This is a genomic window from Flavobacterium panacagri (assembly GCF_030378165.1).
In the GTDB taxonomy this organism is placed as follows: Bacteria; Bacteroidota; Bacteroidia; order Flavobacteriales; family Flavobacteriaceae; genus Flavobacterium; species Flavobacterium panacagri.
The window spans coordinates 5,819,267-5,837,118 of record NZ_CP119766.1; the positions used below are offsets into that span (position 1 = coordinate 5,819,267).

At 34.5% G+C, this 17,852-nt stretch carries 10 protein-coding genes and 3 tRNA genes; 7 read left to right on the forward strand and 6 right to left on the reverse strand.

What is annotated here, in order from left to right:
• Positions 1–9 precede the first annotated feature (9 nt).
• Together P2W65_RS24695 and P2W65_RS24700 are read left to right on the forward strand one after the other, a co-directional pair.
• Positions 10–2,343: a T9SS type B sorting domain-containing protein gene (locus P2W65_RS24695; protein ID WP_289662356.1), complete on the forward strand. Its 2,334-nt coding sequence runs from the start codon at positions 10–12 to the stop codon at positions 2,341–2,343.
• A gap of 171 nt (positions 2,344–2,514) precedes the next feature.
• Complete coding sequence (locus P2W65_RS24700; RefSeq protein WP_289662357.1) at positions 2,515–7,002, forward strand: FIDD domain-containing protein; 4,488 nt, start codon at positions 2,515–2,517, stop codon at positions 7,000–7,002.
• Between the two features lie 98 nt (positions 7,003–7,100).
• On the opposite strand, the gene typA is transcribed toward P2W65_RS24700, so the two are convergent.
• Positions 7,101–8,897, reverse strand: coding sequence for a translational GTPase TypA (gene typA / locus P2W65_RS24705; RefSeq protein WP_289662358.1), 1,797 nt, complete (start codon positions 8,895–8,897; stop codon positions 7,101–7,103).
• Between the two features lie 168 nt (positions 8,898–9,065).
• Here typA and P2W65_RS24710 point away from each other — a divergent pair, with 168 nt between their 5' ends.
• Entirely contained in the window at positions 9,066–10,775 is a 1,710-nt protein-coding gene (locus P2W65_RS24710) for a PAS domain-containing sensor histidine kinase (RefSeq protein WP_289662359.1), read from the forward strand.
• A gap of 5 nt (positions 10,776–10,780) precedes the next feature.
• The gene (locus P2W65_RS24715; RefSeq protein WP_289662360.1) at positions 10,781–11,188 is read left to right on the forward strand and encodes a response regulator; all 408 of its coding nucleotides are present in this window, start codon (positions 10,781–10,783) and stop codon (positions 11,186–11,188) included.
• A 190-nt stretch (positions 11,189–11,378) separates the two neighbouring features.
• Here the strand turns inward: P2W65_RS24715 and rpsT are convergent, their stop codons facing one another.
• The 5 genes from rpsT to proS form a co-directional block, all read right to left on the reverse strand.
• Positions 11,379–11,630 (reverse strand): 30S ribosomal protein S20, encoded by a 252-nt coding sequence (gene rpsT / locus P2W65_RS24720; RefSeq protein ID WP_091492106.1) that lies wholly within the window; start codon positions 11,628–11,630, stop codon positions 11,379–11,381.
• A 155-nt stretch (positions 11,631–11,785) separates the two neighbouring features.
• Positions 11,786–11,857 (reverse strand) — tRNA-Glu (locus P2W65_RS24725).
• Positions 11,858–11,901: 44 nt separating this feature from the next.
• Positions 11,902–11,973, reverse strand: a tRNA-Glu gene (locus P2W65_RS24730).
• A gap of 41 nt (positions 11,974–12,014) precedes the next feature.
• Positions 12,015–12,086, reverse strand: a tRNA-Glu gene (locus P2W65_RS24735).
• 80 nt (positions 12,087–12,166) lie between these two features.
• Complete coding sequence (gene proS / locus P2W65_RS24740) at positions 12,167–13,645, reverse strand: proline--tRNA ligase (RefSeq protein ID WP_289662362.1); 1,479 nt, start codon at positions 13,643–13,645, stop codon at positions 12,167–12,169.
• Between the two features lie 102 nt (positions 13,646–13,747).
• Between proS and P2W65_RS24745 the strand changes: the two genes are divergently transcribed.
• The 3 genes from P2W65_RS24745 to rimO all read left to right on the forward strand — a co-directional run bounded on the left by P2W65_RS24745 (position 13,748) and on the right by rimO (position 17,815).
• Positions 13,748–14,782 carry a hypothetical protein gene (locus P2W65_RS24745; RefSeq protein ID WP_289662363.1) on the forward strand — a complete coding sequence of 345 codons (1,035 nt, stop codon included), beginning with the start codon at positions 13,748–13,750 and terminating at the stop codon, positions 14,780–14,782.
• 41 nt (positions 14,783–14,823) lie between these two features.
• Positions 14,824–16,326 carry an OmpP1/FadL family transporter gene (locus tag P2W65_RS24750; protein WP_289662364.1) on the forward strand — a complete coding sequence of 501 codons (1,503 nt, stop codon included), beginning with the start codon at positions 14,824–14,826 and terminating at the stop codon, positions 16,324–16,326.
• Between the two features lie 175 nt (positions 16,327–16,501).
• On the forward strand, positions 16,502–17,815 hold the full coding sequence (gene rimO, locus P2W65_RS24755; protein WP_229349212.1) for a 30S ribosomal protein S12 methylthiotransferase RimO: 1,314 nt from the start codon (positions 16,502–16,504) through the stop codon (positions 17,813–17,815).
• Positions 17,816–17,852: the final 37 nt, after the last annotated feature.

Sequence of the window (17,852 nt, forward strand, 5' to 3'; positions counted from 1 at the left end):
TGCTATACTATGAATTATTTTAAAAGCCTTTTAATTTTATTACTTGTAAACTTCACATGTATTTGTGCCAATGCACAAGTAATCACTATAGATGGCGCAAGAACGCCAAAGCAATTAGTAGAAAACACTTTAGTTAACAGCTCTTGTCTCGCTATTGGTAATACTGCCGGTAAGGGAGATGGAGCTTTTCCTATTGTACCTATGAGCTATGCTTATTTTAGTTCAGGTACAAGCAATTTTCCATTTTCTGAGGGCGTTGTTTTAAGTACTTCTATGGGAATAGAAATAGCTGGCCCATATACTGCATCAACTGGAGGAGGGAGTAATGTTTGGCTTGGTGATCCAGATCTAGATCAAGCTTTAGGAATTACTTCTGTCAACGCGACATCCTTAGAGTTTGATTTTGTTCCCTTAACCGATTTAATTAGTTTCAATTACATTTTTGCTTCAAATGAATACCAATATGGCTATCCTTGTTCCTATTCAGATGGTTTTGCTTTTTTAATTAAAGAAGCAGGAACAAGCGATATGTATCAAAATATAGCCACCATACCTAATACAAATATTCCCGTTTCTTCCTTGAATATTCATCCTACAATTGTACCTGGAAAAGATCGAAATGGAAATAACTATAATGGTTGTCCTGAAGTAAATCCGCAATATTTTAATGGTTTTAATCCCGCATCGGCACCAATAAATTTTACAGGGCAAACTGTTGTAATGAATGCCAGAACCAATGTAACACCAGGAAAAACATATCACATTAAGCTTGTTATTGGCGATGACCGATTTCAATATTACGATTCAGCCGTCTTCTTGCAAGCGGGCAGTTTCACATCAAAAATTGATTTTGGTGAAGATAGAACAGCCGCAAACAATAACACCGTTTGTTTTGGAGAAACAATAGTATTGGATACAAAACTATCTCCGTCTTATACTTACAAATGGTTTAAGGACAATATAGAAATTAGTGGAGCAAATGCTTCATCGTATAGTGCTACAGAAACCGGAAACTATAAGGCAGAAGTAACATTTGCACCATCAACTTGTGCAGTAGTTGGAGAAATTAAACTTGAATTTGCTCCTGAAATTCTTTCAACAAATACTATTCTTTTACAATGTGACGATAACAATGACGGAATCTCCATTTTCAATCTAACCAAAGCAAATAATATTATAAAAAATAATGTTTCAAGCATTATAAATGAGGGATATTATCTAACACTGGCAGATGCGCAGAATAAAACCAATAAAATTTCGTCACCAGAACATTATATAAATACAGCTAATAACCAAATTATATATGCTCGTTTAGAAAATGAATTTGGATGTTTTATAACTGCAACAGTGACACTGCAAATTGCTTCAACTTCAATTGTGAATCCCGCTCCAATAAATGTTTGTGATGGAGATGAAATTCAAGATGGACTGCATCAATTTGATTTGAATTCAGAAGTTACACCACAAATCATGACTGGTCTTCCAAGTGGCTTAACTGCTATCTATTTTTTAACTGCAAATGATGCATTAACTGAAACAAATCCATTACCAAATATCTTTAGAAATACAATTCCTTACAATCAGACCATTTATGCCAGAGTGGTCAATGGCCCTGATTGTTATGACGTTGTGCCTGTCCCTCTCGTTATAAACACTTTTGATCCGCCAAACTTTGAAGACGAATCTGAATATCTATGCCAAAACAATACTCTTACTTTGTCTGTTGCTTCAGGTTTCAGCAGTTATTTATGGAGCAATGGCGGTACTTCAGACACAATAAATATTAATTCGGCTGGAGATTATTCTGTGACCGTAAAAGATGTCAATGGATGTGAAAAAACAAAAAACTTTAAAGTAATTTCATCTGAACCTGCTGTGATAACAAATGCTGTTGTCAAAGATTTTTCTGGAAATGACAATTCTGTTTTAATTGAATATAATGGCACAGGTAATTACGAATTCTCATTAGACGGACTAACATTTCAAGACGATCCAATGTTTAATGGAATTAGTCCTGGGACTTACACTGCAGTCGTGAGAGATAAAAATGGATGCGGTTTGTCTAACTTTTACCTAGTTTATGTTTTAGACTATCCACGATTTTTTACTCCAAATGGGGATGGATACAATGATTTATGGGTTATTAAAGATTCTAATTCACTTCCTGATTATACCATAAGTATTTTTGACCGCTATGGAAAATTATTGAAACAAATGAACCAAAACAGTCTAGGATGGACAGGAAATTTCAACGGAAAACAATTACCTTCTGATGATTATTGGTTTACCTTAATTTTTATTGATGGTAGAAATGTAAAAGGACATTTTAGTTTAAAGAGATAACAACACATTAATAACAATAGTTAGTTTCTGGTCTTAATGAAGTGAAGATTTTTCAAAATCTTAAATTTTTCTTTTTTTAGAAGAAAAAACATCTTATTTTATAGGATCATTAAAATAAATCCTATTTTTGGTTTTGGCGATTCAAATCAGTGACAGCCATTTACCAAGCCAATGAAAAAAATAGTACTCTTTCTCCTGTTTCTTTTTTTTACTTTAAATTGCTTTTCTCAATTCAGTAAAACGCATTATATACCGCCGTTAGTTTCTGTGGTAGGATTTGCAAACGATCAATATTTATATATTTCGACTCCAAGCGTTACGAATGTAAATTTTAAAATAATAGCTAACGGAGGCAGTGTAATAAATGGAACTGTAAACAATACCAATCCTTATCGTTATTATATTGGTACAGGTCTTACCACACAATTATTCACCCCTTTAACCAATATTGGAGTTATAGCAGACAGAGGGTATATTATTGAGGCTGAAGATTTAGTTTATGTCAGTGCAAGGGTCAATGCTGGGCTCTCAATTAGTAAAGAGTATAATCATGCCGGAGGATTAGTGTCTAAAGGAAATAGTGCTCTTGGTACTACTTTTAGATTAGGCGCTATGTTAAATCCTCTCTATGATGAAACGTTGTTAAACTTTGCTTCCATCATGGCTACTGAAAATGGAACTAAAGTCACTATATCCAATATTCAAAACGGCACTCAGCTTTTGGATGGAACAATAGTTTCTGGCCCAATAACGATAACTTTAAATAAGAATGAAAGTTATGTACTCGCTTTAGTGAATATTGATAATTCGCAACCCTCAAATAGCTCCAAAATGATTGGTGCATTGGTTACTTCAGACAAATCAGTTGTTGTTAATTCAGGTTCATTTGGAGGAAGCAATAGTACCGCAATAAATACTATAAATGGTTCACCTTATATTGCTGGACGAGATGTGGGATTTGATCAAATTGTTTCGTTAGAAAAAACAGGAAAAGAATACATTTTTATAAAAGGTCTTGGAACTGATGAATTAGAACGTGTTTTATTGGTAGCACATTATAATAATACCGAGATATTTCTTAATGGTTCTTCTACTCCTTATAAAATACTTAACAGCGGTGAATACATTGCAATTGATGGAAGCCAATTTAACAACGGAAGTTTATATGTAAAAACATCTGCCAATGTATTTGCTTACCAAAGTATTGCAGGAACTGATGCTCCAGCTAATCAAAATATGTTTTTTGTTCCTCCGATAAACTGTGCTACTCCAAATACAGTTGACAACATACCTCAGATTCAATCTATTGGCAATAATACTTTTAACGGTTATCTAAATATTGTTACCGAAACTGGAGCCTCAGTTTTGTTAAACAACAGCCCTATTAGCGCAACACCTGTCGCAATTCAGGGAACAGCAGATTTTGTACGTTACAGCATTCCTAATTTAGCTGGAAATATAGCTGTAAAATCAACCAAGCAAATATATGTTTCTTACTTTGGAACCAATGGAGCGGCAACTTATGGGGGATATTATTCTGGTTTTGATTTAAAACCAGAAATTGTAAGCAGTAAAATTACACTCGATAACTCTTCATGCATCCCAAATGTATCTTTAAAAATAAATACCTTATCTTCTTATGATACTTTTCAATGGTACAAAGACGATGTTCTGATTCCAGGCGAAACTAAAAACAACTATACTCCTACCCAACCTGGTTTTTATCAGGTAAGAGGCAGTATTTCTGGCTGTGTTACCAATATTTTCTCTGACAAAATTCCAGTAAGCGAATGTCCAATTAATCAAGATAATGATTTAGTAAATGACAATATTGACATCGATTATGATAATGATGGCATAACAAACTGTACCGAATCTTATGGCGATCAAGCTATAAATATTTCAAACCCAAATTCAGGACTGGTCAAAGTGGGGACTTATTCTAATTCTTTTTCAGGTTTGGTTACCAATCTTATTTCAGTCCCAGTTCCTTTTAGTGGTAATACAGATGGAAGTTTTGTTACCCATGTCGCTCCAGGAAAAGGTTCTACTGTAAGCTATGCTTTAAATTTTGCTAAACCAATAAATCTTCGATTGGAATACAGTTCTGCGGCAAATGCTGATGAATTTTTAAATCCTAATTCTGAATACATTATCAATTCGGATATCAATAAAACTTTTACAGTTTTAAATCCTGACAATCAATTATTAATTGATACTAATTATGATGGGATATATGAAAGTGGTGTTACTGAGTTTTCTTCGTTTGAAATTCGTTTCCGATTAAATGGAAATATTCCTTTACCAGCTGGAACCGGCACATTCAAATTTCAGTCTTATCAAACCCAATCGTTTAAAATCTCTCACAAAAATCTTTCAGATGATGCCGGTAATAAATCAACTTTTAAGCTAATTGCAACTTGTGTTCCAAAAGATACTGACGGAGACGGAATTCCAGACCAATTAGATTTAGATTCAGACAATGACGGTATTCCTGATTTAATAGAATCACAAACAACACCTAAACCATTATCCAATACTGACATTAATTTAGATGGATTGGACGATATGTTTTCTTTAACAGCACCTCCTTTAGATACCGACAAAGATGGCATTCCTAATTATCTTGATTTAGACAGTGATAATGACGGAATATACGATTTAGTCGAATCTGGAAGTAATGCGCCGGATGCCAACAGAGATGGAGTAATTGACACAATGGATTTTGGAAATAATGGATTATCTGATGCATTAGAAACGAATCCCGACAGCGGAAAATTAAATTACACTATTTTAGATTCTGATAACGACGGCATAAAAAACTATACTGAACTCGACAGTGATAACGATGGCTGTAACGATGTCATAGAAGCTGGATTTACTGATCCTGACTTTGATGGTCAATTAGGAAATACTCCTGTAATTGTAAATTCTTTTGGAATTGTTACCAGCAGAACAGATGGTTATACACCTCCTAATGGCAATTATATTATTGCAACTCCAATTATAATAACCAAACAGCCCGAAAATCAAACAGTTTGTGAACTCGAAAAAGCAACTTTTGTAATTGAATCTAATGCCGACAGCTTTCAATGGCAGTTTTCAACCGATGGCGGAACTATTTGGAATGCAGTACCCGAGAATACCCTTTATTCTGGAACTAAAACTACGGCTTTGACGATACAGAAAACAAGCAAAACTATGAGTGGATATCAATATCGTGTACAATTAAATAGAAATAACAATGCTTGCGGTTTGATTTCGGCAAATTCAGTGAGTTTTAATCTTCTAACATTACCTATTCTAAATTCGCCCGTAACCATTGTACAATGTGATGACGACACTGATGGTATTTCTAATTTTAATGTAACTGAAAAAAACAATTTTGTTTCTAATAATTTTTCAAATGAGATCTTTACCTATTACACTACTTTAAATGGCGCAAATACAAAAGATGCCACAACATTGATTTCAAATCCGCTATCGTATACAAGTGGAAATAAAAGCATTTGGACTAGAGTAGAGAATTCAAATGGCTGTTTTTCGGTTTCTCAATTAAATCTAGTCGTTTCAACAACACAGATAGATCCAAGTTTTAAAAGGTCTTTTGCAATCTGTGACGATTCTATTGATAATTTAAGTACCGATACAGATGGAATCACATCCTTTGATTTTAGCTCTGTTACTCATGAAATCGAAGCTATGCTCCCTTCTGCAGGAACAAATTACTCGATAAAGTATTATGCAAATGAAATAGATGCCTTCGCAGAAATTAATGCAATTACAGATAATTCGAATTATAGAAATACTACACCAAATCAGCAGAATATTTGGGTAAGGGTAGACAGTAATTTGGATAATGCTTGCTTTGGAATAGGACCTTTTATAACATTAAAAGTAAATGCAAAACCTAACATAGATATTAACAGTGATAAAAGCGCTGATGGATTGGTTTGTTCCAATTTACCATCATTTTTCATTAAACTTGATGCAGGAATTATCGGAAATACCACAGCAAGTACATACACTTATATTTGGTCAAAAGACGAAAGTATAATACCAGGAGAAACAAATGAAACCCTTGATGTTAACGAACCAGGAAAATATACTGTTGAAGTTTTTACCAAAGACGAAAACAGCTGCAGCAGAACAAGAACTATTACCGTTACTGCTTCGGATATAGCACATCTTGATTCGGTATCTATTTCAGACTTATCTGATTTTAATACTGTCGAAGTAAATGTTTCAGGAACTGGAAACTATGAATATAGTATTGACGATCCGAATGGCCCTTTCCAAGAATCAAATTCATTTGAATATGTTCGTGCTGGAATACATGAACTTTATGTAAATGATAAAAATAACTGTGGAAAAATTTCAAAAACTATTGCTGTTCTTGGAATCCCAAAATATTTCACTCCAAATAATGACGGATATAATGACTATTGGAACATTCAAGGAGCAAATGAAACATTAAATTCTGGTGCCAAAATCCTTATTTTCGATCGATATGGCAAATTAATTAAACAAATTACTTCTACCAGTAATGGCTGGGACGGAACGTATACCGGAAGTCCAATGCCTGCCGATGATTATTGGTATACTATAAAATTGGAAGATGGACGAGAAGTAAAAGGTCATTTCAGTTTAAAAAGATAGATCTTTAAAATTCCAATAAATAGCAAAAAAAATCCCAAACTCCAGTTCCGAGACTTCGGAAGGAATTTGGGATTTTTTATATTGAGATCTAAAATTTATTAGATTTTATATCTTTTTCTATCTGTTTCGCTCAAGTAGATTTTTCTTAAACGTAAAGATTTTGGAGTAACTTCAACATACTCATCTTTTTGAATGTACTCTAAAGCTTCTTCTAAAGAGAATTTGATAGCAGGAATAATTCTAGCTTTATCATCAGCTCCAGAAGAACGTACGTTAGAAAGTTTTTTCGTTTTAGTAACGTTAACCGTCATATCGTCGCTACGAGTGTTTTCTCCAATTACCTGACCTTCATAGATATCCTCGTTTGGATCAACGAAGAATTTACCACGATCTTGTAATTTATCGATAGAGTAAGGAATTGCTTTTCCATTTTCCATAGAGATTAATGAACCGTTGTTACGTCCAGGAATTTCTCCTTTGTATGGTTCGTATCCAATGAAACGGTGTGCCATGATAGCTTCACCAGCAGTAGCAGTAAGCAATTGATTTCTTAAACCAATAATTCCACGAGATGGAATGTTGAATTTAATGATCATACGCTCTCCTTTACCTTCCATAGAAAGCATTTCACCTTTACGGATTGTAACGAATTCAACCGCTCTACCTGAAAGGTTTTCTGGTAAGTCGATAGTTAATTCCTCAATTGGCTCACATTTCACACCATCAACTTCTTTGATGATAACTTGTGGCTGACCAATTTGAAGCTCATAACCTTCTCTTCTCATCGTTTCAATAAGAACAGACAAGTGAAGTACACCACGACCGAAAACCATGAATTTATCAGCAGAATCAGTTTCTCCAACTTTCATCGCTAAGTTTTTCTCTAACTCTTTTGTCAATCTTTCACGGATATGACGAGAAGTAACAAATTTACCTTCTTTACCAAAGAAAGGTGAATCGTTAATTGTAAACAACATAGACATTGTTGGCTCATCGATAGCGATAGTTTGTAAAGCCTCAGGGTTTTCAAAATCTGCAATAGTATCACCAATTTCGAAACCTTCAATACCTACAACAGCACAAATATCTCCCGCAACAACTTCTTCTACTTTTCTACGGCCTAAACCTTCGAAAGTATGTAATTCTTTAATTCTTGATTTAATTACTTTACCATCTCTTTTTACTAAAGAAATAGGTGATCCTTCTTTCAACACACCTCTTTCAAGACGTCCGATAGCGATACGACCTGTAAAAGAAGAGAAATCTAAAGATGTAATCAACATTTGAGGAGTTCCTTCAGAAACTTTAGGAGCTGGAACATTAGCAATAACCATGTCTAATAGTGGCTCAATGTTTTGTGTTTGATTTTTCCAATCATCAGACATCCAATTGTTTTTAGCAGAACCGTAAACAGTTGGGAAATCCAATTGCTCTTCAGTAGCACCTAATTCAAACATTAAGTCAAAAACTTTTTCGTGAACTTCTTCAGGAGTACAGTTTTCTTTATCCACTTTATTGATAACTACGCATGGTTTCAATCCTAAATCAATCGCTTTTTGCAAAACGAAACGAGTTTGAGGCATTGGACCTTCGAAAGCATCAACTAGCAAACATACACCATCGGCCATGTTCAATACACGTTCTACTTCTCCTCCAAAATCGGCGTGACCTGGAGTATCGATAATATTGATTTTTGTTCCTTTATATTGAACAGATACGTTTTTAGAAGTAATTGTAATACCTCTCTCACGCTCTAAATCATTATTATCTAAGATTAAATCACCTGTGTTTTCGTTTTCACGAAATAACTGACAGTGATACATAATTTTATCAACCAAAGTTGTTTTACCGTGATCGACGTGGGCAATAATTGCAATGTTTCTAATAGATTCCATCTGTGATTTTTAATGGGCGCAAAGGTACACTTTATTTTCTAAAAAAAAACGTTTCTGACATAGTTTGCGTATATACAATCAATTAGTTAATATAAAACGTCAAAATATAGCGCTCAAAATAGCATTAACATATGTTTAGTTATAGTTAATTTAACTATATTTGAAGTAATGAAAAGTAAAACTCTCCAAATTACTCTTATTTACATAATCATTTCGATAATTATGGCTGTTGTATGTCATAAATTACTCATCATTTACTTTTCTTTCTCAGATTATCTATACTTATCCCTAATAAAAGACATTATTTTTATTTTAATTACTGGATTAGTTTTCAGATTTATACTTTCAAAGAATGAACAAAAAAACATATCATTTTTTGAAAAGCTAAACAAGACTAATGAAGAAATAAAAGAATCTAATGAGAAATATGACATTGTAGCAAAAGCTACCAGCGACACGATTTGGGATTGGAAAATTCAAGAGGATCGTATTAATTGGAATAAAGGCATTGAAAGTGTTTTTGGTTACAACCCCGAAGAAGTAGGGAAAACTTCCAAGTGGTGGTTTGACAAAATTCACCCGGAAGACAGCATCCGAATGTCAATAAAATTATATTCATTTATTGAACAGAAAACAGAAAAATGGCAAGATCAATATCGATTTAGATGTGCTGACGGAACTTATAAATATGTTCTTGACAGAGTTTTTTTGCTTAAAGATGAAAATGGCAGAGCTATTAGAATGATTGGAGCTATTCAAGATATTACAAAACAAAAGGAAGAAGAACAACGCTTAAAACTTCTGGAAACAGTAATTACACAATCCAAAGATTCTATTTTAATCACAGAAGCCAATTCTCCCGATGGAAAAATTCCAAAAATAGTTTATGTTAATCCTGCATTCTCTCAAATGTCTGGATATTTATCCAACGAAATAATTGGTAAATCTGCAAACATTTTTAAAGGACCAAATTCTGACTCTGATGAACTAAAAAAACTCTTAAAAGCCATTAAAAACGAAGAAGAGTGTTTGATCGAAACTATAACTTACACTAAAAACAAAGAAGAATATTGGGTTCGTTTTTCTATGATTCCGATTTTTAACAATGAAGGTGTTATTTCGCACTGGATCTCTATACAAAGAGACATTACTGACGAAAAAAAGCTGGAAACAGAAAAAGAACATCTTATTCGAGAGTTAACCCAAAACAATAAAGATTTAAAGCAATTTTCTTACATAACATCACACAACCTTAGAGCTCCCTTATCTAATTTGATTGGACTACTCAATCTAATGGAAGACATTCCAACAGAAAACGAAGAGCTCGAAGAAATCCTGACAGGCTTTACCAAATCAACACATTTACTAAACGAAACGATCAATGATCTAGTAAAAGTTATCATTATCAAAGACAATCCTTCCATGCAAAAAGAAGAGGTTTTACTCAAAGAAGTTTTTGAAAATGTTTTCAGCCAGCTTTCTTTTCAAATAGAATCACACAAACCTATAATTAAACTCAAATTTGACAAAGTCCCTGAACTTATTACAAACAAAGCCTATATTGAAAGCATTTTATTAAATCTGCTAACCAATTCAATCAAATATAAATCAGAAAATAGAAAACTCAAAATATCGATAACGGCAGACAAAATAGACAACAAAACAGTATTAACCTTTAAAGACAATGGCATAGGAATCGATTTAGAAAGAAACCGAGACAAAGTCTTTGGACTCTATCAAAGATTTCACAATTACCCAGACAGCAAAGGACTAGGTCTTTATCTAGTAAAATCGCAAGTAGAAACAATGGGAGGAATAATTTCTATAGAAAGCGAAGTCAACAGCGGAACCACATTTACAATAACATTTAAAAATTAATTATTATGCTCGAGCAGATTTTATGCATTGACGATGACCCCATCACGCTGATGTTATGCAAAAAAGTAATCTCTAAATCTTCATTTTCACATGAAGTTATTACAGCTCAAAACGGTGAAGAAGCACTCCATCATTTCAACACCTTAAAATATACCAACGAAAAAAACAAAAAAAAACCTGAATTGATTTTTCTAGATCTAAACATGCCTATAATGGGCGGCTGGGAATTTCTAGATCATTTTACCTCTTCAGATTACAAAGAATTCAACTCCGTCCCTGTAATTGTTCTATCCTCTACAATTGACCCTGATGATCTTGCAAAGGCTAAAAAATACCCAATTATTATCGACTTCCTATCAAAACCAATCACATTACCAATGCTTGAGTATCTTAAGAAAAAAATAACCCCTTAAGTAATTTTCAAATCATAAAACAAACACCTCAAAAACTTAAAATTTCACACAACGGACTGTTAAATAAGAAAATCCAAATTCCAATTATAAATAAAATTAGAATTTGGATTTTTTTTTATTACTAAAATCTCATTAAACATAAAAAAAGTCCTCTAGAAGAGGACTTTATATATTTAAAAATTGTATTTAATTACAATTTAGCAACATGTTTAGTTAATTTAGACTTCAAGTTAGAAGCTTTATTATCATGAATGATGTTCTTTTTAGCCAATTTATCAATCATAGAAATTACAGTTGATAATTTTGCAGCTGCATCAGATTTGTCAGTAGCTAATCTTAATGCTTTAATTGCGTTACGAGTAGTTTTATGTTGGTATCTGTTAAGAACTCTTTTCTTTTCGTTGCTTCTGATTCTTTTTAATGCTGACTTATGATTTGCCATTTTCTTTAATTTTAGATGTAATAATTATTATAAATACTAGTTAAATAAAGAAAAACCTCCCACAATTGAAAAACAATCACTTTGGTTTTAACTAATAAAATAAAAACCGAGACACCAATTTTTATTTTATAAAACTTATTTACAACTAATTTTTGTAGTCTGTAAGGGAATCGAACCCCTGTTACCAGGACGAAAGCCTGGAGTCCTAACCCCTAGACGAACAGACCAGTTCTCTTCTAAGTTTTCTTCAATTTATGTAAAATTGAAATTGTAGTCCGTGGGGGAATCGAACCCCCCTTACCAGGATGAAAACCTGGCGTCCTAACCGATAGACGAACGGACCATTATATCAAGCTAAAGAACTTAAAATTGCAGAAAAAAAAGTAGTCCGTGGGGGAATCGAACCCCCCTTACCAGGATGAAAACCTGGCGTCCTAACCGATAGACGAACGGACCATGTATTTCTCTAATGCGGATGCAAAGATACATCTATTTTTTAGTTGCACAATAGCTGATACATTTTTTTTTATTTTTTTTTAATACGCCTTCGCAAAAAGCACTCTTTTAGCAGAAGGATTCCCTGTAAACACACAGCTTCCCGCCTCTTCAACAGCATCCAAAGGAATACAACGAATGGTCGCTTTTGTCAAATCTTTTATCTTCTCTTCAGTAGTAGCAGTTCCATCCCAGTGCGCAGATACAAAACCTCCTTTACCTTCTAAAACCTCTTTAAACTCCTCAAAATTATTCACTTCCGTAATATGTGTATTACGATAGTTTAGTGCTCTGTCAAATAAGTCTTTTTGAATCTGTTCTAGAAGATCATTTATATAGTTAACGATTTTTTCTCCCTCAACAACTTCTTTTGTCAAATTATCACGTCTTGCAACCTCGAAAGTTCCATTTTCCAAATCTTTTGGACCAACTGCAATTCTAACCGGAACACCTTTTAATTCCCATTCAGCAAATTTAAAGCCCGGTTTTTGAGTTGTTCTATCATCGTATTTTACAGAAATCTTCAATTTTCTTAATTTCACAGCCAGTTCATTAACAGCAGTTGTAATCTGAGCTAACTGCTCATCTGTTTTATGAATCGGAACAATAACTACTTGTATCGGAGCTAAATTTGGAGGCAAAACCAATCCTTGATCATCAGAATGCGTCATAATCAAAGCTCCCATCAAACGAGTTGAAACTCCCCATGATGTTCCCCAAACATGTTCTTGTTTTCCTTCAGCGTTAGCAAACTTAACATCAAATGCCTTTGCAAAATTCTGACCCAAGAAGTGAGAAGTTCCAGCTTGTAACGCTTTCCCATCTTGCATCAATGCTTCAATACAATAGGTTTCATCAGCACCGGCAAAACGTTCTGTTTCTGTTTTTATTCCTTTTACTACCGGAATTGCCATAAAGTTCTCAACAAAATCAGCATATACATTCATCATTTTTTCAGACTCCTCAATAGCTTCTGTTTTTGTAGCATGAGCAGTATGCCCTTCTTGCCATAAGAATTCAGCAGTTCTCAAAAATAAACGCGTACGCATTTCCCAACGAACCACATTTGCCCATTGATTAATCAATAAAGGCAAATCTCTATAAGACTGCACCCATCCTTTATATGTAGACCAGATAATAGCCTCACTAGTCGGACGAACTATAAGTTCTTCTTCCAATTTAGCATTTGGATCAACCATTAATTTCCCTGGTCGTTCTTCATCATTTTTTAATCTATAATGTGTCACAACGGCACATTCTTTTGCAAACCCTTCAGCATTTGTCTCTTCAGCCTCAAACATGCTCTTAGGCACAAATAAAGGAAAATAAGCATTCTGATGTCCAGTTTCTTTGAACATACGATCTAATTCAGCTTGCATTTTTTCCCAAATAGCATATCCGTACGGTTTAATCACCATACATCCTCTAACTCCTGAATTTTCAGCTAGATCTGCCTTAACAACCAGCTCGTTATACCATTTCGAATAATCTTCTGATCTTGTAGTGAGGTTCTTACTCATATTATATAGTTTGGCACAAATTTTGTTTTCAATAATTTTAACTAAATAGTTTGACAAAACTAACTATTTTTGTAATGTGCAACAATAAAAATCACCACAGATATGAAAACTAACATTTCTCTTCGCCGAAACTCTAATCATTTTTACTTAATTGGATTAGTGAGTTTATTACTAGCGTCGTGTGGTTCTTACCAAAACTCCTCTTATTATGAAAATGACGGAGTATATGGTAATTCATCATCAAACAGCTATGTGCAACAATCCAGTGGCACAAACAATCAATACAAAGACTACTTCAGATCTTTGCAGGATGACAATCAGCCAACTGAAATTTTTACAGACGTTGACAACTATACTAATTACTCTGAAAGCGACAGCACTCAAACTGCTTCTGTAGGATATCCTGCATGGGGAAGTAGCAGTTCAGAAGTTTCCGTTAATGTTTATTCTGACCCAATGTGGTCAATGGGATTCGGAATGGGATACCCATACTACGGATGGGGTTACGGAGGATACTGGGGCGGTGGCTATTGGGGAGCTGGCTGGGGATATCCAGGATACGCTTGGGGCTACCCGGGTTATTGGGGGCCAGGATGGGGTTATCCAGGATATTGGGGCGGCGGTAGCTACTACGGCTACAACAACTATAACTATTCTTATGGAAGAAGAGGTTCTGCCGCATATTACGGAAACAGAAATTACGTAAACAACAGAAGTTACACTTCAAACAGAGGAAGTTTTACCACAAACAGAAACTACACCACAAACAGAAACAGCTACAACACAAATAGAAATTACACGACAAACAGGTCTTCTAATAGCAATGGCTACACAGATTTCAGAAGAAGCTCAAACTCTACTTACAACAGAGGCACGACAAGTCCTACATTTACAAACAGGAGAGCCAACACTAACAGTGCAGACTACAGCAATTCTAGCAATAGAAGATCTTACAACAACAATAGTGGCACAACAAACAGAAGCTACACCCCTAGCAACAACAGCAACTCATCTAGAAGCTACACCCCTAGCAGCCCATCACGCTCTATGAACAGTAGTGGAGGTGGCATGAGATCGTCTGGCGGCGGTGGCGGTGGAGGAATGAGATCTGGCGGTGGCGGAGGAGGAAGAAGATAACTTTCTCTTCAGTAAACAAATTCAAACTAAAACTTATCCAAATGAAAAAAATACTTTTCCTACTTATAACAGGACTAACTGTCAGCGCGTCATATTCTCAAGAAGTTTCAGATGCTTTACGTTATGCCCAAGATAATTTAACGGGAACTGCGCGATTCAGAGCCATGAGCGGTGCCTTTGGAGCTGTTGGAGGAGATTTATCTGCTCTAAGCGTAAACCCAGCTGGATCCGCAATATTCAATACTAATCAAGTTGGAATATCATTTAGCAATCAAAATGTTAAAAACAATTCAAACTACTTTGGCACTGAAACTTCTGATAAAAAGAATTCTTTCATTTTAAACCAAGCAGGCGGTGTTTTTGTTTTCAAAGACAGAAACCCAAATAACGGATGGAATAAAATTGCTATTGGAGCGACTTATGAAAACACTAATAATTTCAATAATAGTGTTTTTTCTGCTGGAACAAACCCAACTAATTCTATAGACGGATATTTCCTAGCTTTTGCTGACGGAATTCAGCTACAAGACATTGACGGACTAGACTACCGAGATCTTGACTATAGAGGACAACAAGCCTACATGGGATATCATGGGTACGTTATTGACCCTGTAGCTAATACAGCCACTAACACTCAATATATCAGCAACGTTCCCGAAGGAGGTAATTATTACCAAGAAAACGAAATTTACACTCGAGGTTACAACAGTAAAGTAAGCTTCAATATCGCCACTTCTTATAAAGACAGACTTTATTTTGGAGCTAATTTAAATGTTCATGTGACTGATTACAGAAGATCTTCAAGTTTTTACGAAGACAATATCAATGCACTACAACCATACGAAACGATTTCAAATTTACGTTTCAACAATGAATTATACACTTACGGAAATGGTTTTTCTTTCCAGCTAGGAGCAATTGGAAAAGTAACTGAAGCTTTTAGACTCGGTATTGCTTACGAATCTAACACTTGGTATGAACTTTATGACGAAACCTCTCAAAGCATCAATACTACAAGACAAGCAGATGGCGGACAGCCTTTAAATGCAAATGTAAACCCTAATGTAGTAAACGTATACGACTCTTATACTTTACAAACTCCAGACAAATGGACATTCAGCGCCGCTTATGTGTTTGGAAAATCAGGATTATTGAGCATCGATTATGCTGTAAAAAATTACGGAAACACAAAATTCAAACCTATAAATGATGCTGGTTTCAGAGGAATTAACAGTGACATCAGCAACACTTTAACTAGTACTGGAGAATTACGAATTGGTGGCGAATACAAAATAAAACAATTAAGCTTACGAGGTGGATATCGTTTTGAAGGAAGCCCATATAAAAACGGCACTACCATTGGTGACTTAACAAGTTACTCTGGTGGTTTAGGATACAACTTTGGCGGCACTAAATTAGACTTAGCTTACTCTTATTTAGAAAGAAAATCAAATCAAGGATTTTTTGCAACAGGTTTTACAGACGGAGCTAACATCTCTTCAAAACTTAACAATGTAACCCTTACTTTATTATTTGAATTGTAATTAAGAATAAATAGATGAATGAAAATTTCCGTCAAAATCAATTTGGCGGATTTTTTTTACCCGTAAACTACGCTACCTATTTCCTTAAAAACCTATATAAAAAACATCTAAATAAAACCTAAACAAGCGGTGTTTGAATAAAAAAGTGTAATTTTGCACTCCAATTTATAAAAGTATGAGAACCAAGTCTTTAAAAAAGAACAAAATTAACGTAATCACTCTTGGGTGTTCAAAAAATGTTTATGACAGTGAAGTCCTTATGGGACAGCTGCGTGCGAATGGAAAAGAAGTTGAACATGAAGCTCCAGCAGAAAAAGAAGGAAACATTATTGTAATTAATACTTGTGGATTTATTGACAATGCAAAAGCAGAATCAGTAAACATGATTTTGGAATACGCTGATAAAAAAGACAGAGGACTTGTTGATAAAGTTTTTGTTACAGGATGTTTATCTGAGCGTTACAGACCAGATTTAGAAAAAGAAATTCCAAACGTAGATCAATATTTTGGAACTACAGAATTACCTCAATTACTAAAAGCTCTTGGAGCAGATTATAAACACGAATTACTTGGAGAGCGTTTAACTACAACTCCAAAAAACTACGCTTACTTAAAAATTGCAGAAGGCTGCGATAGACCTTGTAGTTTCTGTGCCATTCCATTAATGAGAGGCTCACACGTCTCTCAGCCAATTGAGAAATTAGTAAAAGAAGCTCAGGGATTAGCAAAAAACGGAGTTAAAGAATTAATCTTAATTGCTCAGGATTTAACTTATTACGGTCTTGATCTTTATAAAAAGAGAAATCTTGCTGAACTTCTTGAAGAATTAGCAAAAGTTGAAGGCATTGAATGGATTCGCCTTCATTATGCCTACCCAACTGGCTTCCCTATGGACGTTTTAGAATTAATGAAACGTGAACCAAAAATTTGCAATTACATTGACATTCCTTTACAGCATATTTCAGATTCAATCTTGAAATCAATGCGCCGTGGCACAACTCAGGCTAAAACAACGCAGTTATTGAAAGATTTCCGCGCTGCAGTTCCCGGAATGGCTATTAGAACAACTCTTATTGTTGGTTATCCTGGTGAAACACAAGAAGATTTTGAAATCTTAAAAGATTTTGTTCAAGAAATGAAATTTGACAGAATGGGATGCTTTGCTTATTCTCATGAAGAAAATACTCATGCTTATTTGTTAGAAGACAACGTACCAGATGATGTAAAACAAGCTCGTGCAAATGAAATCATGGAATTACAATCTCAAATTTCATGGGATTTAAACCAAGAAAAAGTAGGCAAAGTTTTTAGATGTATTATTGACAGGAAAGAAGGCGCTCATTTTGTGGGGCGTACAGAGTTTGACAGCCCTGATGTTGACAACGAAGTTTTAATAGATGCTTCTAAACATTATGTAAAAACTGGTGAATTTGTTAATATCAAGATAATTGAAGCAACAGAATTTGATTTATACGGAGAACCTGCTTAAATTTACGCTGAACAATTGTTAACACTAGACAAAAATA